17 protein-coding genes and 1 tRNA gene are annotated in these 18,043 nt (G+C 69.6%); 9 read left to right on the top strand and 9 right to left on the bottom strand.

Annotation, left to right across the window (positions count from 1 at the left end; genetic code table 11):
- The first annotated feature begins 38 nt into the window (after positions 1-38).
- The 3 genes from ACBJ59_RS07055 (at position 39) to ACBJ59_RS07045 (ending at position 2,212) form a co-directional block, all read left to right on the top strand.
- Positions 39-914, top strand: coding sequence for an ABC transporter ATP-binding protein (locus ACBJ59_RS07055; RefSeq protein WP_375109528.1), 876 nt, complete (start codon positions 39-41; stop codon positions 912-914).
- Positions 911-1,714 (top strand): ABC transporter ATP-binding protein, encoded by an 804-nt coding sequence (locus ACBJ59_RS07050; protein ID WP_375109328.1) that lies wholly within the window; start codon positions 911-913, stop codon positions 1,712-1,714. Before ACBJ59_RS07055 ends, ACBJ59_RS07050 begins: the two co-directional genes overlap by 4 nt.
- Before the next feature lie 63 nt (positions 1,715-1,777).
- Positions 1,778-2,212, top strand: a complete 435-nt coding sequence (locus ACBJ59_RS07045) for a hypothetical protein (RefSeq protein WP_375109327.1) — start codon at positions 1,778-1,780, stop codon at positions 2,210-2,212.
- Between the two features lie 29 nt (positions 2,213-2,241).
- Here the strand turns inward: ACBJ59_RS07045 and ACBJ59_RS07040 are convergent, their stop codons facing one another.
- A complete protein-coding gene (locus tag ACBJ59_RS07040) occupies positions 2,242-3,537 on the bottom strand; it encodes an ABC transporter substrate-binding protein (protein WP_364118566.1) in 1,296 nt (431 codons plus the stop codon).
- A gap of 560 nt (positions 3,538-4,097) precedes the next feature.
- On the opposite strand from ACBJ59_RS07040, the gene ACBJ59_RS07035 reads away from it, so the two are divergent.
- Positions 4,098-4,592: a hypothetical protein gene (locus ACBJ59_RS07035; protein WP_375109326.1), complete on the top strand. Its 495-nt coding sequence runs from the start codon at positions 4,098-4,100 to the stop codon at positions 4,590-4,592.
- 5 nt (positions 4,593-4,597) lie between these two features.
- On the opposite strand, the gene ACBJ59_RS07030 is transcribed toward ACBJ59_RS07035, so the two are convergent.
- The 3 genes from ACBJ59_RS07030 to ACBJ59_RS07020 form a co-directional block, all read right to left on the bottom strand.
- Entirely contained in the window at positions 4,598-5,902 is a 1,305-nt protein-coding gene (locus tag ACBJ59_RS07030) for an ABC transporter substrate-binding protein (protein ID WP_364118562.1), read from the bottom strand.
- A gap of 294 nt (positions 5,903-6,196) precedes the next feature.
- Positions 6,197-7,501, bottom strand: coding sequence for an ABC transporter substrate-binding protein (locus tag ACBJ59_RS07025; RefSeq protein WP_375109325.1), 1,305 nt, complete (start codon positions 7,499-7,501; stop codon positions 6,197-6,199).
- A gap of 153 nt (positions 7,502-7,654) precedes the next feature.
- The gene (locus ACBJ59_RS07020) at positions 7,655-8,239 is read right to left on the bottom strand and encodes a response regulator (protein WP_364118559.1); all 585 of its coding nucleotides are present in this window, start codon (positions 8,237-8,239) and stop codon (positions 7,655-7,657) included.
- A 116-nt stretch (positions 8,240-8,355) separates the two neighbouring features.
- On the opposite strand from ACBJ59_RS07020, the gene ACBJ59_RS07015 reads away from it, so the two are divergent.
- A tRNA-Leu gene (locus tag ACBJ59_RS07015) sits at positions 8,356-8,430 on the top strand.
- A gap of 61 nt (positions 8,431-8,491) precedes the next feature.
- The gene (locus ACBJ59_RS07010; protein WP_375109324.1) at positions 8,492-9,259 is read left to right on the top strand and encodes a helix-turn-helix domain-containing protein; all 768 of its coding nucleotides are present in this window, start codon (positions 8,492-8,494) and stop codon (positions 9,257-9,259) included.
- A gap of 20 nt (positions 9,260-9,279) precedes the next feature.
- On the opposite strand, the gene ACBJ59_RS07005 is transcribed toward ACBJ59_RS07010, so the two are convergent.
- Positions 9,280-10,011 carry an SDR family oxidoreductase gene (locus tag ACBJ59_RS07005; RefSeq protein WP_375109323.1) on the bottom strand — a complete coding sequence of 244 codons (732 nt, stop codon included), beginning with the start codon at positions 10,009-10,011 and terminating at the stop codon, positions 9,280-9,282.
- A gap of 71 nt (positions 10,012-10,082) precedes the next feature.
- Here ACBJ59_RS07005 and ACBJ59_RS07000 point away from each other — a divergent pair, with 71 nt between their 5' ends.
- From ACBJ59_RS07000 to dapD, 3 genes are all read left to right on the top strand, one after another.
- A complete protein-coding gene (locus ACBJ59_RS07000; RefSeq protein WP_375109322.1) occupies positions 10,083-10,916 on the top strand; it encodes a LysR family transcriptional regulator in 834 nt (277 codons plus the stop codon).
- Between the two features lie 200 nt (positions 10,917-11,116).
- Positions 11,117-11,539, top strand: coding sequence for a pyridoxamine 5'-phosphate oxidase family protein (locus tag ACBJ59_RS06995; protein WP_375109321.1), 423 nt, complete (start codon positions 11,117-11,119; stop codon positions 11,537-11,539).
- A gap of 24 nt (positions 11,540-11,563) precedes the next feature.
- On the top strand, positions 11,564-12,529 hold the full coding sequence (dapD, locus tag ACBJ59_RS06990; RefSeq protein ID WP_375109320.1) for a 2,3,4,5-tetrahydropyridine-2,6-dicarboxylate N-succinyltransferase: 966 nt from the start codon (positions 11,564-11,566) through the stop codon (positions 12,527-12,529).
- A 222-nt stretch (positions 12,530-12,751) separates the two neighbouring features.
- On the opposite strand, the gene pyk is transcribed toward dapD, so the two are convergent.
- The 4 genes from pyk to ACBJ59_RS06970 form a co-directional block, all read right to left on the bottom strand.
- Entirely contained in the window at positions 12,752-14,182 is a 1,431-nt protein-coding gene (gene pyk / locus ACBJ59_RS06985) for a pyruvate kinase (RefSeq protein WP_364118548.1), read from the bottom strand.
- A 35-nt stretch (positions 14,183-14,217) separates the two neighbouring features.
- The gene (locus ACBJ59_RS06980) at positions 14,218-14,568 is read right to left on the bottom strand and encodes a DUF2784 domain-containing protein (RefSeq protein ID WP_364118547.1); all 351 of its coding nucleotides are present in this window, start codon (positions 14,566-14,568) and stop codon (positions 14,218-14,220) included.
- Between the two features lie 93 nt (positions 14,569-14,661).
- Complete coding sequence (locus tag ACBJ59_RS06975) at positions 14,662-16,281, bottom strand: S8 family serine peptidase (RefSeq protein WP_375109319.1); 1,620 nt, start codon at positions 16,279-16,281, stop codon at positions 14,662-14,664.
- 269 nt (positions 16,282-16,550) lie between these two features.
- Positions 16,551-18,029, bottom strand: a complete 1,479-nt coding sequence (locus ACBJ59_RS06970) for a glutamate synthase subunit beta (protein ID WP_375109318.1) — start codon at positions 18,027-18,029, stop codon at positions 16,551-16,553.
- Positions 18,030-18,043: the final 14 nt, after the last annotated feature.

Here is an 18,043-nt window from a genome sequence, read left to right as displayed (position 1 = left end):
CCAGCCCCAAGGCCACGGCGCTGGCCGCGTTCAAGGACATGCCGCGCGAGCCGGGCGTGCCCAAGCCGGACCCGATCCTCGTCGTGGACAAGGTCGTCCGCCGCTTCGGCGGCCTGACCGCCGTCGACGTGGACCACGTCGAGATCCAGCGCGGCTCCATCACCGCGCTGATCGGCCCCAACGGGGCGGGCAAGACCACGTTCTTCAACCAGCTCACCGGGTTCGACACGGCCGACGCCGGCTCGTGGTCGTTCAACGGGCGCTCCATGAACGGCGTGCCCGCGCACAAGGTCGTCAGGAGCGGCATGGTGCGCACCTTCCAGCTCACCAAGGCGCTGTCCCGGCTGACCGTGCTGGAGAACATGCGCCTGGGCGCCCAGAAGCAGAAGGGTGAGACCTTCTGGCGGGCCCTCGTGCCCGGCTTCTGGCGCGGCCAGGAGGACGAGATCACCGAGCGGGCCGAGGAGCTGCTCGTCCGCTTCAAGCTCGACGCCAAGCGCGACGACTTCGCCGGGTCGCTGTCCGGCGGCCAGCGCAAGCTGCTGGAGATGGCCCGCGCGCTCATGGTCCAGCCCGAGCTCGTCATGCTCGACGAGCCCATGGCCGGCGTGAACCCGGCGCTGACGCAGTCGCTGCTCGGCCACGTCAAGGACCTGCGCGAGCAGGGCATGACGGTGCTGTTCGTGGAGCACGACATGGACATGGTCCGCGACATCAGCGACTGGGTGATCGTCATGGCGCAGGGCGCGGTCATCGCCGAGGGCCCGCCCTCGACGATCATGTCGGACGAGCGCGTGATCGACGCCTACCTGGGCGCCCACCACGACGCGCCGCTGTCCGAGAGCGAGCTGGAGGCCCAGCTACACGAGGCCGAGGCGGCTCTGGAGGCCGAGATCGAAGAGGAGACGAAGTGAACGCCGAAGAGCCGGCCCAGTCACCCGAGCTGTCCCAGGCCGCCATCACCGACCGCAGCGCCCACCTGGAGGGCGCCGAGAGCGCGGTGCTGCGGTGCGACGAGCTGATCGCGGGCTACCTGCCGGGCGTGAACATCCTCAACGGCTCCGACCTGTACGTGAAGGAAGGCGAGCTGATCGGCATCATCGGCCCCAACGGCGCCGGTAAGTCGACCCTGCTCAAGGCCATGTTCGGGCTGGTCAACATCCGCAGCGGCACCGTCCTGCTCAAGGGCGAGAACATCACGAACATGAAGGCCCACTCGCTGGTCTCGCGTGGCGTCGGCTACGTGCCCCAGACGAACAACGTCTTCCCCAGCCTCACCATCGAGGAGAACCTCGAGATGGGCGCCTTCCAGGTGCCGGGGAAGTTCAAGGAGCGCTTCGAGTTCGTGGCCGAGCTGTTCCCCGCGCTCAAGGAGCGGCGCAAGCAGCGCGCCGGCTCCCTGTCCGGCGGTGAGCGGCAGATGGTGGCGATGGCCAGGGCCCTCATGACCGAGCCCTCGGTGCTGCTGCTGGACGAGCCGTCGGCCGGCCTGTCGCCGAAGCTGCAGGACCTGGTGTTCATCCAGGCCCAGCAGATCAACAAGGCCGGCGTGACCGTGATCATGGTGGAGCAGAACGCGCGGCGCTGCCTGCAGATCTGCCACCGCGGCTACGTCCTCGACCAGGGCCGCAACGCCTACACCGGCACCGGGCAGCAGCTCGCCAACGACCCCAAGGTCATCGAGCTCTACCTCGGGACCCTCGCGAGGGCATGACGGGACGAGCGAGACGGGGAAGGGGCTCCCACGGGGCCCCTTCCCCGTTTTTTAATGAGCGTTGTGAAACGTTTGGCGACAGTCGCGCTCATCCTGCCCGCCCTGCTCGTCGGCTGCCAGGACGACACGTCCTCGGCGGAGCAGTACAGCACCGGTGGCGACCCCACCGACAGCCCGTGCGCCCGCGTGGTCTCCTCCATCGGGTACGCGGGCCTCATGCTGGAGCCCAAGGGCCAGGAGGAGCGGCAGAACTTCGAGGATGCCCTCATCGGCCGCCTGGCTGAGGTACGCGGCATCACACTGCAGTTCGGTCCCCGGTTGCCCGCCTCGCTCAGCAGGGCCGTAGAGACCGTCAGGAGGGCCACCGCGGGCCTGTCCAGGAACGACGTGCCACGGGATCGGCAGGTGGCGCTGCTGAAGCAGTACCGGGCGGCGGCCGACCAGATCGTGGCCGGGTGCGAACAGGGCCGGGCAACAGCAAGGGCCCGGTCGGGATGACCGGGCCCTTCCCACGCTACGGGCGATGATCAGCCGGCGATGTTGCCGGTGCGGTACTCAAGCGCCTTGGTGGCGTACTTGTTGTCGTCGCCGTACTGGTAGATGCCGATGGTGGCGACGGCCGGGTCACCGGCCTCGTTGAACTCGACCGGGCCGCTGACGCCCTCGTAGTCGATGTCCTTGCCGGCCTTCAGCAGGTCGACGCACTCCTTGAAGCTCTTGCACTTCTCGCCGCCCTTGCTGACCTCCATCAGCTTGGTCGCGACGTCGGTGCCCGCGTCGCTCTTGGCGGCCTCGGCGGCCAGGGCGATCAGGTTGGCGGCGTCGTAGGACTCGGGGGCGTAGCTGAAGTCCTCGAGCTTGGGGTTGACCTCGAGGAGCTTCTTCTGGAAGTCCTCAGGAGCGGCCGCGCCGGGGATGGTGCCCTTGACGCCTTCCAGGGTGCCCTTGGGCATCTTCACGTAGTTCGTGTTGGACGTGTTGCCGTCCACCATGTACCACTTGTGCTTGCTGGCCGGCATGCCCTGCTTGACCAGCTCCTGCACGACCTTGGCAGTCTCCTCGAAGCCGATGAGGACGATGCCCTTGGGGTTCTTCGCCTTGATCTTGGCGACGTCGGCGGAGAAGTCGGCCGCCTTCGGGTCGTAGTCGACGCGCTCGACGACTTCGGCGCCGCCGTCGGTGACGGTCTTCTGGACCTGGTCGGCCAGGCCGGTGCCGTAGGAGTCCTGCATCGCCATGATGCCGACCGTGTCGTTGCCGTCGGCCACGATCAGGTCACCGAGCACGCGGCCCTGCAGCTTGTCCGGCGGCGACGTACGGAAGTACAGGCCCTGGTCGGCGATGGTGGTGAACTTGTCGGAGGTGTTGGCCGGCGAGAAGTGCACCACGCCCGCACCGGTGATCTTGTCGATCACCGACTCCGACACCGACGAGGAGGCGGCGCCGATGATGGCGTCGGCCTTCTGCGCCAGCAGCTTGTCCACCGACTGCGAGGCGATGTTGGTGGTGGTGTCACCCGAGTCCGTGTCGATCTTCGTCACGGGCTTGCCGAGCACGCCGCCAGCCTCGTTGATCTCCTTGAGAGCGAGATCCACACCCGCGAACTCGGGCGGGCCGAGGAATGCCAGCGAACCGGTCTGGGGCAGCAGCGTGCCGAGGGTGAGCGTGCCGTCCCCCTTGGCCGCGGGCGCGGATGAGGCCGGCGCGGCAGTCTGGGACGTCTGCGTGGCGGTGTCGCCGCCGCCACCACCGCAGGCTGTCAGGGCGAGGCTCGTGGCAGCCACGACAGCCAGCGCCCGCCCCACGGGAGCAATGCGGATCATGAAGTGTCTCCTTCATTTCCAGGCCGGGATCCGTCAGCACCGCCGAGCGTTCCCGATCGAATGACGGAAACGTACAAAACTGCAGCATGTTCCAACCAGATGCGCTGGGGAACTGTCGGCACTTGGATGCGGAGTCGTAATCACTCCTCAACTTACGGGACCTGCGCAAGGACACTTAATGTGCGACGGGTGAAGCGCATTACGCTCCCTCTCGCGATCGCCGTCCTTCTCGCCGGGTGCGGTTCATCGGAGCCGGCCTCCCCGCCGACCGCCGCACCGGCCGCCGCACCGATCACTGGGCCACCTGCGGGAGTATCCGTCTCGCTGGCGCAATGGCGTTCCGACGAGCCCGTGCACGCGCTCCAAGTGGCTGTCCGAAATACTAGTGAAACGCCTGTTTATTTCGCTGACGTCCAGCTTGTCACGCCGTCATTCAAGACGCTGCCGGCGCGGCGGGCCGGCGCCGTCATCGGCAAGACCGAGCGCACGGACCTGCCCATCCCGTACGGCGCCGCCAACTGCTCCCCCAGGGCCTGCCCGAGGTCCAGCCCGCCACCGTCGTGGCCCACGTCCGCACCGGCTCCGAGCAGCCGCGCAAGGTGGTCTTCGAGGTGCCGCACCCCGACCCGCTGCTGGCCAGGCTGCTGCGCGACGAATGCTCGGAGTTCCTCATCAAGCAGGCCACGACCATCGAGTTCGGCCCCGACTGGCGGGAGTCGGGCAAGGTCATGCGGGGCGACCTGGTGGTCACCCGGCGCGGGCAGGGGACGGTCGCCCTGAACGACATCGGCGGCACCACCCACTACATCGCGACGGCGAAGAGCAAGCCGCTGGGGGTGCTGGAGGCCGGGTCGCAGCGGCTGGAGGTGCCTGTTGAGCTCACCCCCGGCCGCTGCGACCCGCACGCGTTCGCCGAGGCCAAGAAGGCCTTCCTGTTCCCCGTACGGGCCGCCATCGACGGGGGCGAGGAGCGCGTGGTGATCGTGACGCCGCCCAAGCCGGTGCAGGACCGCCTCATCGACTACGCGCTGCGGGCCTGCGGGCTGGGCGGCTGAGGGGGTCAGCCCTCGATCTTGCCGGTGCGGTACTCCAGCGCCTTGCCGGGGTACTTGTTGTCGTCGGCGTACTCGTAGACGCCGATCGTCGCCACGGCCGGGTCACCCGCGTCGTTGAACTCGATCGGCCCGCTGATGCCGTCGTAGTCGATGTCCTTGCCGGCCTTCAGCAGGTCGACGCACTCCTTGAAGGTCTTGCACTTCTCGCCGCCCTTGCTCACCTCGGGCAGCTTGGCGGCGATCGACCTGCCGGTGTCGTCCTTGGCGGCCTCGGCGGCCAGGGCGATCAGGTTCGCGGCGTCGTACGACTCGGCGGCGTAGGTGAAGTCGTCGAGCTTGGGGTTGAGCGCGACGAGCTTCTTCCTGAACTCGTCCGGCGCCTCGGCACCCGGGATGGTGCCCTTGACGCCCTTGAGCGTGCCCTTGGGCATCTTCAGGTAGTTGGTGTTCGACATGTTGCCGTCCACCATGTACCACTTGACCTTGTCGGCGCCCAGGCCCTGCTTGACCAGCTCGGCCACGACCTTGGAGGTCTCCTCGAAGCCGACCAGCACGATCGCCTTCGGGTTCTTGGCCTTGATCTTGGCGACGTCGGCGGAGAACTCGGCCGCCTTCGGGTCGTAGTCCACCCGCTCCACGACGCTCGCGCCGGCCTCCTCGGCCGTCTTGGTGATCTGGTCGGCCAGGCCGGAGCCGTACGAGTCCTGCATCGCCATGATGCCGATCGTGTCGTTGCCGTCGGCCACGATCAGGTCACCGAGCACGCGGCCCTGCAGCTTGTCCGGCGGCGCGGTACGGAAGTACAGGCCCTGGTCGGCGATCGTGCTGAACTTGTCGGAGGTGTTGGCCGGCGAGAACTGCACCAGGCCCGCGCCCGTCACCTTGTCGATGATCGACTCCGACACCGACGACGAGGCGGCGCCGACGATGGCGTCGGCCTTCTGCGCCACCAGCTTGTCCACCGACTGCGAGGCGATGTTGGTGGTCGTGTCGCCCGAGTCGGTGTGGATCGTGGCGACCGGCTTGCCGAGCACGCCTCCGGCCTCGTTGATCTCCTTGACGGCCTGGTCGACGCCGGCGAACTCGGGCGGGCCGAGGAACGCCAGCGAACCGGTCTGGGGCAGCACCGTACCGAGGGTCAGCGTGCCGTCCCCCTTCGCCGCCGGCGCCGACGAGGCCGCGGTCGACGGCGCCGCGGAGCTGGGCTGCTGCTCGGCGGTGTCGCCACCGCCGCCGCCACACGCCGTCAGTGCCAGGCTCGCCGCGGCCGCGACGGCCAGAATGCGCCCCGTTGGAGCAATGCGGTTCATATAAGAGACTCCCCCTATCGCAGCGAAGGAACGATCACCTTCGCCGGGTTTTCCGAGCTCAGCATGCCTGTCCGGCGACGTCGGGGGGAGTTCTTACGCGGCTTTTATGCTGATTCGTAATGTCCCAAACACCCATAGTAATGGCATGTTTCATGAGAGTTACGGACACCCCCTGATATGAGATGCCCTGATCCGAAATTTCCGGATCAGGGCATGAACGAGATGGTCCGCCGGGTTGCGCCGGTTCAGCGGGCTCGGCTGCTCAGTGGCTCGGCGGCTTGGTGGCTCGGCGGCTCAGCCGGCGATGTTGCCCTTGCGATATTCGATCGCCTTGGCGGCGTTGAACCGGTTGTCGGCGCCGTACTGATAGACACCGATCGTCGCGACCGACGGGTCACCCACGTCGTTGAAGTCCACCGGGCCGCTGACACCCTCGTAGTCGATGTCCTCGCCGGCCTTCAGCAGGTCGACGCACTCCTTGTAGCGGGTGCACTTCTCGCCGCCCTTGCTCACCTCGGCCAGCTTCCCGGCGATCGAGGCGCCCGAGTCGTCCTTGGCCGACTCCGCCGCCAGCGCGATGAGCGTCACGGCGTCGTACGACTCCGCCGCGTAGGTGTACTCGGCCAGCTCCGGGTCGACCGTCAGCAGCCGCTTCTGGAACGCCTCCGGCGCCGCCGCCCCCGGCAGCGTGCCCTTGACGCCCTCCAGCGTGCCCTTCGGCGCCCTGGCGAAGTTGGTGTTCGACATGTTGCCGTCCACCATGTACCACTTGTGCTTGTCGCTCGTCAGGCCCTGCTTGACCAGCTCCTGCACGACCTTCGCCGTCTCCTCGAACCCGATCAGCACGATCCCCTTCGGGTTCGCGGACTTGATCTTGGCGACGTCGGCCGAGAAGTCGGCCGCCTTCGGGTCATAATCCACCCGCTGCACGACCGTCGCGCCGCCCGCCTCCGCTGTCTCGCTCACCTGGTCCGCCAGGCCGGAACCGTAGGAGTCCTGCATGGCCAGGATCCCGATGGTGTCGTTGCCATCGGAGACCACCAGGTCACCCAGGACCCGCCCCTGCAGCTTGTCCGGCGGCGCGGTGCGGAAGTAGAGCCCCCGATCGTTGATCGTGGTGAACTTGTCGGAGGTGTTGGCCGGCGAGAACTGCACGACCCCCGCCCCCGTGATCTTGTCGATCACCGACTCCGACACCGACGACGAGGCCGCCCCCACGATGGCGTCCATCTTCTGCGCCAGCAGCTTGTCCACCGACTGCGAGGCGATGTTCGTGGTCGTGTCACCCGAGTCGGTGTCGACCTTCGTAACCGGCTTGCCCAGCACCCCGCCGGCCTCGTTGATCTCCTTGAGCGCCAGGTTGACGCCCCCGAACATGGGCGGGCCCAGGTACGCGAGCGAGCCCGTCTGCGGCAGCACCGTACCGATGGCCAGCGTGCCGTCCCCCTTGGGAGCGGCCGAGGAGGGCGCCACGGACGCCGAGCCCGTGGCCTCGGGCCCCGCGGTCGTGCCGCCACCGGAGGAGCAGGCGGCCAGCGCCAGGCACACCGCGGCGACCAGTGCCGGGGCGGCGAGCGGGGCGCGCGAATTGCGGATCATCGAAAGCGTCTCCGTTCGTAACGAGCGGACCTTCCGTCCGCCCATCAGTTACGCGCCGGGACGCCGCCCCGCGAAAGCACCCGAAGCCGGTTGGATGCCCAGTCGTGACCGCACCACAACCCAACGGGTCAAATCACCTGATATAGGGCTTTTTCAGGATCGCTCGGCCGTGTCATCTATAACGATCTGAGCAACCTCACGCATGCTCAGCCGCCGATCCATCGACGCCTTCTGGATCCACCGGAACGCCTGCGGCTCGCTCCAGCCGTGCTGCGCCATCAACTGCCCCTTGGCCCGCTCCACCAGCTTCCTGGTCTCCAGCCGCTCCGACAGGCTCGACACCTCGGCCGCCAGCGCCACCATCTCCTCGTGCCGGCTGACCGCCATCTCGATCGCCGGCACCAGATCCGCCTTCGTGAACGGCTTGACCAGGTAGGCCATCGCCCCCGCGTCCCTCGCCCGCTCCACCAGATCCCGCTGGGAGAAGGCGGTCAGAATGAGGCAGGGGGCGATCCGCTCGGACACGATCCGCTCGGCCGCCGAGATGCCGTCGAGCACGGGCATCTTCACGTCCAGGATGACGAGATCGGGCCTCAGCTCGGCGGCCAGCCGGATCGCCTGCTCACCGTCACCGGCCTCGCCCACGACGACGTAGCCGTCCTCCTGGAGCATCTCCTTGAGGTCGAGGCGGATCAGGGCCTCGTCTTCCGCGATCACTACTCGCCGCTGCGTACTCACGAGCAGAAGAGTACAGACGTCCGGTAGATTAGATCCACGCCGGATCTGCGTGGCCCCAGGTTGAGCTAAGCTTCTGGCTGCGTGATACGGGTGAATTCGGGATTTTCCGGATTCCGGCCCCGGTACCCCAATTGGCATGAGGGAGCGGATTCAAAACCCGTACAGTGTGGGTTCGAGTCCCACCCGGGGCACCGACAACCGCCCGGCCTGCGGCTGGGCGGTTTTGTCGTAGCCCGGTGCCACACTCTCCGCATGCACGATCTCGCCGTACGTGACCGGGCGCTCAGACTGCTGGCTTCGGGGCTGAGTCTCAGCGAGGCAAGCCGCCAGACCGGGGTGCACCGGTCGACTGTCCGCGCGTGGCGGGACAGGCCTGGTCGTTCACCGATGACCGGCACCTGCCCCCGCTGCACCGAGGCCCCCCACGCTCCCGAGCCGCCTGACGCCTACGCCTACCTCCTGGGCCTCTATCTCGGCGACGGCTGCATCTGCTGGGTCGGCGACCAGGCCAAGCAGGTCTGGGCGCTGCGCATCGCCTGCGCCGACAGGTGGCCGGGCCTCGTCCAGGAATGTGTCGAAGCCCTTCGGGCCGTCCGGCCGACCAACAAGGTCCGCGTCATCCAGAAGCGGGGCTGCAAGGATGTCAACTCCTACTCCAAGCACTGGCCGCACCTCTTCCCCCAGCACGGGCCCGGCAAGAAGCACAACCGCGCGATCGTGCTCCATGACTGGCAACAGGAGATCGTCACGGCACATCCCGGGCCGTTGGTGAGAGGGCTCATGCACTCCGACGGCTACCGGGGGCTCAACCGTGTCCGGCACGACCTCGCCGGCGGAATCCGCTGGTACGAATATCCCCGTTACCTGTTCAAGAACGAATCCTCGGACATTCTCGCTATCTGCGGCGAAGCACTCGATCTGCTCGGTGTCGCCTGGCGGTTCAACAAGCGCAACGAGCTGTCCGTCGCCAGGCGGGAGGCCGTCGCGTTGCTCGACCGCCACGTCGGGCCCAAATACTGACCCCCGCAATCGCCCGGGAGCTACCAGGGCACCGTTCCGGCGTCGTCGAAGAAGCCGCCCGTCGGGCCGTCCGGGCCGAGGGTGGCCAGTTCGATGATGATCGCGGCCCCATCCGCCGCCGTGCGGGTGATGCGGAAGGGGAGGTCCTTGGTGAAGTCGGTGGCGCAGGCGCCGGGGGCGGCGGCGTTGACGAGGATGCCGTCCTTGTGGAGCTCCTTGGCGTACTGGACGGTCAGGGAGTTGAGCGCGGTCTTCGACGGCGGGTAGGTCGCGGAGGCGGGCAGGCCGGAGATGTAGTGGGCGGGGTCGGTGTGGTGGGTCAGGGAGCCGACGCCGCTGGAGACGTTCACGATGCGGGCCGCGGGTGAGCGTCTGAGGAGGGGGAGCATGGCGTTGGTGACGGTGAGGACGCCGATGACGTTCGTCTCGAGGACCGCGCGCATCGTGCGCGCGTCCGTGGCGCTGGGCTGCGGGCCTATGGGGCCGGAGATGCCGGCGTTGTTGACGAGCACGTCGAGGCGGGTGAGGGAGCCGGCGGCGGCCTGGACGGTGTCGGGGTCGGTGACGTCGAGGACGATCGGGCGCACGTCGGCCCCGGTCGCGCGCAGGCGGTCGGCGGCCTCCTCGCCGCGGGCGCGGTCGCGGGAGCCGAGCAGGACGGTCATGCCCCGGGCCGCGAGCCCGGCGGCCACCTCGTACCCGATGCCCTTGTTCGCCCCGGTCACCAGGGCGGTGGTGGTGTTCTCGGTCATGTCAGGAAGCACATCATCGCGGCCGGGCCGCGGGCCAACACCGGGTGGGTCATGGGCAATACCCTGGAGGTATGGAGACGCGCGAGCTGGCCTATTTCGCCGCCGTCGCGGAGGAGCTGCACTTCGGGCGGGCGGCCGCGCGGCTGGGCATGGCGCAGCCGCCGCTGTCCCGGGCGATCCAGCAGCTGGAGCGGCGGCTGGGCGTGCGGTTGTTCGAGCGGTCCAGCCGTGGGGTGTCGCTGACGCCGGCGGGTGAGGTGCTGGCCCGGGAGGCGGTGAAGGTGCTCGACGCGGTGGCCGCCGCGACGGCGCGTACGCGGCGGGCCGGGCTGGACTCGCCCCGGCTGGTGGTGGCGCTCAAGCCGGGCGGCGACGGGGGGCTGCTGCCGGACATCCTGACCGCCTACGGTTCCCGTCCCGACGCGGTGGACGTGGAGCTGGCGCTGTGCGGGGTGGCGCAGCGGGCCCAGCTGGTCCGTGACGGCACGGCGGACGTGGCGTTCCTGCACGTTCCGTACGAGGACCTGACGGGGTTCGACAGCGAGCCGCTGCGGGTGGAGGGCACCGTGGCCGTCATGCCCATGGGGCACCCGCTGGCGGGGCGGGCCTCCGTGTGCCTGGCCGACCTCGACGCCGACCCGACGCCCCGCTGGCCGGGGCGGCATCCGGAGGTCACCGATCCGGCGATGTTGATGCAGCTCGTGGCCCTGGGGCGGATGATCGTGGTGGCGCCGGAGTCGGTCAGGGGGCAGATACGGCGCGATCTGGCGTGCGTTCCGGTCCTGGACGCGGAGCCGACGACGGTGGTGCTGGCGTGGGCGGAGGAGACGCGGTCGCGCGCGCTGGCCGCGTTCGTGCGCACAGCGACGGAGGTGGCCGGGCGCCTCACGCACGCGCGGGGGTGACGGAGGTGGCCGGGCGCCTCACGCACGCGCCGGGGTGACGGAGGTGGCCCGGGCCGCCGCTGGCCTGCGCTCAGGAATGGCGTCCGCCTGGCCGCCACCGCGGTCGTGGGGTCGGGGGATGGATGGCGGGGGGACTTTTCGGGATCGCTCCCACCGGGAATAGCCGGTTCAAGATCGATGAATACGGGGGGTGGGGCGGGATGCCGTTGAGCATGGCGGTGCGGGAGGCGTTCCTGGCGGAGCCGCACATCGCGAGCCTGGCCGTGGAGGCGGGTGACGGGCGGGCGCCGCTGACGGTGCCCGTCTGGTACGACTACAGTCCCGGCGGCGAGATCCGGTTCCTGACGGACGGCGACTCGCTGAAGGCCAGGTTGATCTCGAAGGCGGGCCGGTTCTCGATGATGGTGCAGCGGGTCAGCCCGACCTACCGGTACGTCTCGGTGGAGGGGCCGCTCGTGCACTCCGGGCCGACGACGATGGAGGACCTGACCCGGATCTCGGCCCGCTACCTGCCGCCCGACGCCGTGTCGGGGTACGTCCAGGGCTCGGATCTGAACGTGCTCGTGACCTTCAGGATGCGGCCGGAACGCTGGCTCTCGGCCGACCTGGGCGCCCTCGGCTGATCTGCGAAACGGTAGTTTTGGCCCGTGACTGCTATCGATCCCACTTCGACCGGCGCCGTCGGCACCGGCCTCGCGACCATCGCCGCCGACGGCACCGTACTCGACACCTGGTTCCCCGCCCCCGAGCTGGGCGACGCGCCCGAGTCGGGCACGCGGCGGCTGTCCGCCGAGGAGGCCGGCGAGCTGGCCGGGCTGATCGGCCCCGATCCGGCGCGGGGCGTGGACGTGGTGGCGGTGCGCACCGGCATCGCCAAGCTCTCCGAGCCGCCGGCCGACACGCATGACGTCTATCTGCGCCTGCACCTGATCTCCGCCCGCCTGGTCCGGCCGAACGGGGTCAACCTGGACGGGATCTTCGGCCTGCTGGCCAACGTGGTGTGGACCAACTTCGGGCCGTGCCCGGTGCCGGACTTCGAGCGTACGCGGCTGCGGCTGCGGGCGAAGGGGCCGGTGACGGTGTACGGGGTGGACAAGTTCCCGCGCATGGTCGACTACGTGCTGCCCTCGGGGGTGCGGATCGCCGACGCCGACCGCGTACGGCTGGGGGCGCACCTGGCCGGCGGCACCACGGTCATGCACGAGGGGTTCGTGAACTTCAACGCGGGCACGCTCGGCGCGTCCATGGTCGAGGGCCGCATCTCGGCCGGTGTGGTCGTCGGCGACGGCTCCGACGTCGGAGGTGGCGCCTCCATCATGGGGACGCTGTCGGGCGGCGGCAAGCAGGTCATCTCGGTGGGCGAGCGCTGCCTGCTGGGCGCGAACTCGGGCCTGGGCATCTCGCTGGGCGACGACTGCGTGGTGGAGGCCGGTCTGTACGTGACGGCGGGCACCAAGGTCGCCCTGCCGGACGGCACGGTGGTCAAGGCGGCCGAGCTGTCGGGGTCGGACGGCATCCTGCTGCGGCGCAACTCGCAGTCGGGCGCGGTGGAGGCGGTGCCGCGCAAGGGCGGCGGCATCGAACTCAACGCCGCCCTGCACGCCAACGACTGACCCGGGTCGGTGCGGGTGGCCCGGCGGCCCTTGGATGGCGTCAGGGCTCCCTTGCACCACGTCGGGGGCCCACAGCGCGCTCCGTAACGGCGCTGAGCCGGTGAAGGGTCAGCGGCCGTTTCCTGGAGGGCCAGCAGCCGAAGTGCGGCGGGTGGCAGGCCACGGCGGAGCGTAAACGGAAAGGCCGCTGACCTGGGTCAGCGGCCTCGGCGGTGGAGAAGGTCAGTGCGCGTGGCTGACGGCGGAGCCGATGGTGTGGACGCGCAGGGCGTTGGTGGAGCCGGGGGTGCCGGGAGGGGAGCCGGCCACGATGACCACCTTGTCACCCTTCTCCAGCCTCCCCAGCGACAGCAGCGACGCCTCCACCTGCCGCACCATGTCGTCCGTGTGGTGCACGAACGGCACGTGGAACGTCTCCACCCCCCACGTCAGCGAGAGCTGCCCGCGCACGTGGGGCGCGGAGGTGAAGGCCAGCAGCGGGATCGGCGAGCGGTAGCGGGCGAGCCGCCGCGCCGTCTCACCCGACATGGTGAACGCCACCAGCGCCTTGGCCCCCACGATGGCCCCGACCTCGGCCGCGGCGCGGGCGATGGCGCCGCCGGTGGTCTCCGGCATGCGCTCCAGGGTGTGCGTGGCGTGCAGGGAGGCCTTCTCCGCGGCGCAGGCGATGCGGTCCATCGTGGAGACGGCCTCGATCGGGTAGTTGCCGACCGAGGTCTCGCCGGAGAGCATGACGGCGTCGGCGCCGTCCATGACCGCGTAGGCCACGTCGGAGGCCTCGGCGCGGGTGGGGCGCGGGGAGTTCATCATCGAGTCGAGCATCTGGGTGGCGACGATGACCGGGCGGGCCTTCTCGCGGCACAGCTCGATGATGCGCCGCTGCACGATCGGGACCTGCTCCAGCGGCAGCTCGACGCCGAGGTCGCCGCGGGCCACCATGATGCCGTCGAAGGCCTCGACGATGTCGGGCAGGCGGTCGACGGCCTGCGGCTTCTCGATCTTGGCGAGCAGCGGGAGGCGTACGGCCTCCTGCTCCATGATGTTGCGCACCACGTCGGCGTCGGACGGGCGGCGGACGAACGACAGGGCGATCATGTCGAAGCCGGTGCGCAGCGCCCAGCGCAGGTCGGCCTCGTCCTTGTCGGTGAGCGCCGGGGCGCTGACGTTGATGCCCGGCAGGTTGAGGCCCTTGTTGTCGGAGATCATGCCGCCGATGACGACGCGGGTGATGACGCGGTCACCCTCGACGCGGGTGGCCTCCAGCACGAGGCGGCCGTCGTCGACCAGGATCGTGTCACCGGGGCGGACGTCGTTGGGCAGGCCCTTGTAGGTGGTGGAGACCTGCTCGCGGTCGCCCGGCACGTCTTCGGTGGTGATGGCGAAGACGTCACCGAAGCCCAGCCGGACGGGGCCTTCTTCGAAGGTGCCGACCCGGATCTTGGGACCTTGCAGGTCGGCGAGCACGCCTACGCCGCGGCCGAGGTCGGCCGCCACCTCCTTGACCCGGTCGTAGACCTCTCTGTGCATGTCATGATTGCCATGGCTGAGGTTGAACCGTGCCACGTCCATGCCTGCGGCGATCAGCTCGCGGAGGCGTTCTTTGGAGGAAGTGGCGGGGCCTAGGGTGCAGACGATTTTCGCACGACGAGTCACGAGTCCTACCTTAATTGGTACAGACCACTTGGCAGTCATTGACGACGGAGAACGTACCCGGCGTAGGAGAACAGAACGAGAACGGCGACCCCCAGTCTCGCCAAGTTCGTGTACTGCTCCGGGTAGATCACGCCTTCGATGTAGTGGTCGATGAAGCCGCTTGCGGGCAGTGCCTCCTGTCCGGCGTGGCGGCGCGCCCAGTCCTCGACGAGGGTCAGCGGGCATTCGACGCCGGTCAGGATCGAGAGCACCCCCCATGCGGCGACTGCGAGGTGCGCCCAGATAGTACGCCGCCAGCGCCATGCGACGAACCCGCCCACGGCCATGTAGACGAGAAAGGTGAAGTGCACCACCATCGCGGCGTCCGCGAGAAGGCGATACATCATGACTTGACGGTAGGGAGCCGCGGCCCCGGCGTCCACACCTCACCGCCCGGTGGCCCCCGCCTCCCGGATCTCGGGTCCGTACCTCAGAAGCTCTCAAGGCTCGACGGTGGCCGCCTTCCAGGCGTCCACGATGCCGTGGCCGTAGAAGCCGTTGTCGGCGGTCCCGCCCTCGCAGTCGTGCGTCTCGGTCTGGCCGAACGCCTTGTAGACGTACTGGCGGGGCGAGGGGCACGCCTTCTGCGCGGCGGTCTTGTAGAGCAGTTCCTCCACGGTGGCGGGGGCGAGGTCGAGCCCGCCCTTGCCGGGCTTGCCGAAGCGGCTGACGAGGATCGCGGCGACGCCGGCGGCGTGCGGCGAGGCCATGGAGGTGCCTTCGAGGTACTGGTAGTAGGCGCAGCTGCCGCCGGTGCAGTCCTTGACGACGTCCGCGCCCTTGGGCTCGCCGGAGGCGTCGATGCGCCCCGCGGCGCGCAGCACGTGCTCGGGGGCGGCGGCCAGGATGGACCTGGTGGCCTTGGTGCCCTGCCCGTCGAGCACGTCGCCGCCGGGCGCCGAGACGTCGGTCTGCTCCACGCCGTAGTCGCTGTAGATGGCCTTGCGGCCGGAGGGGCCGAGGGCGGAGACGGAGATGACGCCGCCGGACTCGGCGGGCACGTTGATGCAGGAGTTGTCGATCCGGCGCTCCTTCTCGTCGCCCTTGGGGTAGCCGGGGCTCTGCTTGTCGACCTGCGGGCGGCCGAGGTCGGTCGAGCCGTTGCCGAGGGCGGAGACGAGCGTGACGCCCTTCTGGCGGGCGTAGTCGAGGGCGCGCTGCATGCCGGTGATGATGGCGCGCTGCTCGAGCTGCTGCTTCTTGGTGTCGGACTGGTTGGAGGCGCAGTTGAACAGCCAGGGGTCGACGAAGTAGCTCATGTTCACGACGTCCACGCCGATGTCGCCGGCGTAGGTGAGGGCGTCGAGGCTGGGCTTGAGGAAGAAGAACCCGGAGTCCTGGCCGGCCCGGAGGTTCACGATCTGGACGGCGGGCGCGACCCCGGCGATGCCCTTGCCGTTCACGGGTGAGGCGATGGTGCTGGCCACGTGGGTGCCGTGGCCGTCGTCGTCCACGTCCACGGCGTCCTTGCAGTTTGCGGCCTCGCAGGGGCCGTCGAGCGTCTCGCCGTACTCGTCCTTGGGCTTGTCGGTGACGAAGTTGCGGCTGAGCTCGCGGTTGAAGTTGGCGGCGAGGTCGGGGTGCTTGCCGTCGACGCCGGTGTCGATGACGCCGACGAGGACCTGCTTGGTGCCGGGGGCCTTCGCGTTGGCGCGGTCGGCGCCGATCATCCGCATGTCCCACTGGCGGCCGGCGAGCGGCTCGCCCCTGCTCTTGGTGAACGAGTCCGCGTCGGGGAAGGCTCCGGCGGTACGGCGGGCGGTGGCGAAGCCGATGCGGCGGTCCGGCGAGACGCCGACGACGGCCCTGTCCTCGCCCACGGCCTCCTCGAACCCGTCGCCGTCGCCGCTGGCCATGAGGTACCCGAGCCGGGTGTCCACCGAGACCGTGGTGCCGCCGGCGCGCTCGACGGCGGCCTCGGCCGCGCGCTGCTTCCCGCCGGCGTAGAAGACGAGGTATTCGGCCTGCGGGGCGGTGGGCTCGCGGGGCGCGGCGGGCGAGCAGGCACCGGCCGCGAGCAGGGCGGCCAGCGCCGTCAAGCCAGAGGCGACCCGCCGCATTGTTCCCCCATCTCACCGACTCGCCGCAGAACCTGAATCTTCCCGACAGTCAACCAGTGATGCAACTTAGTGGTGAAATTTCGGTCGATGGTGGGCGAAGCGTACCCATGGTGGGGGTCCGCTTCGGCTGATCGAGGACGAGCGGGCCCGGCTGCGCGTCCGGGACGCCATCGCCCGCGCCTGCCGAGCCGGCGCCTGCCGAGCCGGCGCCTGCCGAGCCGGCGCACGCCGTTGCCGGGGCCGTACGGGACGGCCCCGGCGGGGACGGCTCAGACCAGCGGCCGGGCCGTCGGCAGGATCGGGTACGGCAGCGCCGTGTCGCCGGTCAGGAACCGGTCCACCCCGGAGGCGGCGGCCCGCCCCTCGGCGATGGCCCACACGATGAGCGACTGCCCGCGGCCCATGTCGCCGGCCACGAAGACGCCGTCGACCTTGGACATGTACGTCTTGTCGCGGGCCACGTTGCCCCTGGCGTCGTAGAAGCCGTCACCGGCGACCTCGGCCAGGTCCTGCAGCAGCGCGCCCTTCTCCGGCCCGAGGAAGCCCATGGACAGCGTGACCAGCTCGGCCGGGATCTCCCGCTCGGTGCCAGGGATCGGCTTGAACCCGGCCTGCGGCCCCTCGACCTCGACCAGCCGCAGCGCGCGCACGTTGCCGTCGTCGTCGCCGACGAACTCGGTGGTGGAGACCGCGTACACCCGCTCTCCGCCGCCCTCGGCCAGCTCCTCGTGGGCGCTCTCCATCTTGAACAGGATGGGGAACGTCGGCCACGGCTGGCTGCCGGGCCGCGAGGCCGGCGGCTGCGGCATGATCTCGAGCTGGGCGACGGACTTGGCGCCCTGCCGGATCGCCGTGCCGATGCAGTCGGCGCCGGTGTCACCGCCGCCGATCACCACCACGTGCTTGCCCTCGGCCGAGATGGGCGGCTTGGGGAAGTCGCCCTCCTGGACCTTGTTGGACAGCGGCAGGTATTCCATCGCCTGGTGGACGCCCTTGAGCTCGCGCCCGGTCACCGGCAGGTCGCGCCACTGGGTGGCGCCGCCGGACAGCACCACGGCGTCGAACTGCTCGCGCAGCTCGGCGGCGGTGATGTCCACGCCGACGTTCACGCCGGTGCGGAACTCGGTGCCCTCGGCCCGCATCTGCTCCAGGCGGCGCTCGATGTGCCGCTTCTCCATCTTGAACTCGGGGATGCCGTAGCGCAGCAGTCCGCCGATCCGGTCGGCCCGCTCGAACACCACCACGTCGTGCCCGGCCCTGGTGAGCTGCTGGGCGGCGGCGAGCCCGGCGGGGCCGGAGCCGACGACCGCGACCCTCTTGCCGGTCTTGACGGCCGGCGGCTGCGGGGTCACCCAGCCCTCGGCGAACGCCCGGTCGATGATCTCGACCTCGACCCGCTTGATCGCCACCGGGTCGGAGTTGATGCCCAGCACGCACGCCGCCTCGCACGGAGCCGGGCAGAGCCTGCCGGTGAACTCCGGGAAGTTGTTCGTGGCGTGCAGGCGCTCGATGGCCTCGCGCCAGTCGGTGCGGTGGACCAGGTCGTTCCACTCGGGGATGAGGTTGCCCAGCGGGCAGCCGTTGTGGCAGAACGGGATGCCGCAGTCCATGCAGCGGGCCGCCTGCTTGGTCAGCTTCTCCTGCGAGAAGTCCTGGTAGACCTCGCGCCAGTCGCTGATGCGGACGTCCACGGGGCGGCGCGCCGGCAGCTCCCGGTCGTGCGTGAGAAAACCCTTCGGGTCAGCCATTCGGTACGCCTCCC

Origin of the sequence: Nonomuraea sp. MTCD27 (genome assembly GCF_041950495.1) — a bacterium.
Classification (GTDB): domain Bacteria; phylum Actinomycetota; class Actinomycetes; order Streptosporangiales; family Streptosporangiaceae; genus Nonomuraea.
Note: the sequence above shows the minus strand (reverse complement) of the source record. Positions and strands in the feature narration are given on the sequence as shown.

Coding starts and splice junctions, on each gene's coding strand:
- ACBJ59_RS06975 (WP_375109319.1), bottom strand. CDS start 16,281: ATGCGGCGGGTCGCCTCTGGCTTGACGGCGCTGGCCGCCCTGCTCGCG.
- ACBJ59_RS07025 (WP_375109325.1), bottom strand. CDS start 7,501: ATGATCCGCAATTCGCGCGCCCCGCTCGCCGCCCCGGCACTGGTCGCC.
- ACBJ59_RS06980 (WP_364118547.1), bottom strand. CDS start 14,568: ATGATGTATCGCCTTCTCGCGGACGCCGCGATGGTGGTGCACTTCACC.
- ACBJ59_RS07030 (WP_364118562.1), bottom strand. CDS start 5,902: ATGAACCGCATTGCTCCAACGGGGCGCATTCTGGCCGTCGCGGCCGCG.
- ACBJ59_RS07005 (WP_375109323.1), bottom strand. CDS start 10,011: ATGACCGAGAACACCACCACCGCCCTGGTGACCGGGGCGAACAAGGGC.
- ACBJ59_RS06970 (WP_375109318.1), bottom strand. CDS start 18,029: ATGGCTGACCCGAAGGGTTTTCTCACGCACGACCGGGAGCTGCCGGCG.
- ACBJ59_RS07010 (WP_375109324.1), top strand. CDS start 8,492: ATGCACGATCTCGCCGTACGTGACCGGGCGCTCAGACTGCTGGCTTCG.
- ACBJ59_RS06995 (WP_375109321.1), top strand. CDS start 11,117: ATGCCGTTGAGCATGGCGGTGCGGGAGGCGTTCCTGGCGGAGCCGCAC.
- ACBJ59_RS07040 (WP_364118566.1), bottom strand. CDS start 3,537: ATGATCCGCATTGCTCCCGTGGGGCGGGCGCTGGCTGTCGTGGCTGCC.
- ACBJ59_RS07000 (WP_375109322.1), top strand. CDS start 10,083: ATGGAGACGCGCGAGCTGGCCTATTTCGCCGCCGTCGCGGAGGAGCTG.
- ACBJ59_RS07055 (WP_375109528.1), top strand. CDS start 39: ATGCCGCGCGAGCCGGGCGTGCCCAAGCCGGACCCGATCCTCGTCGTG.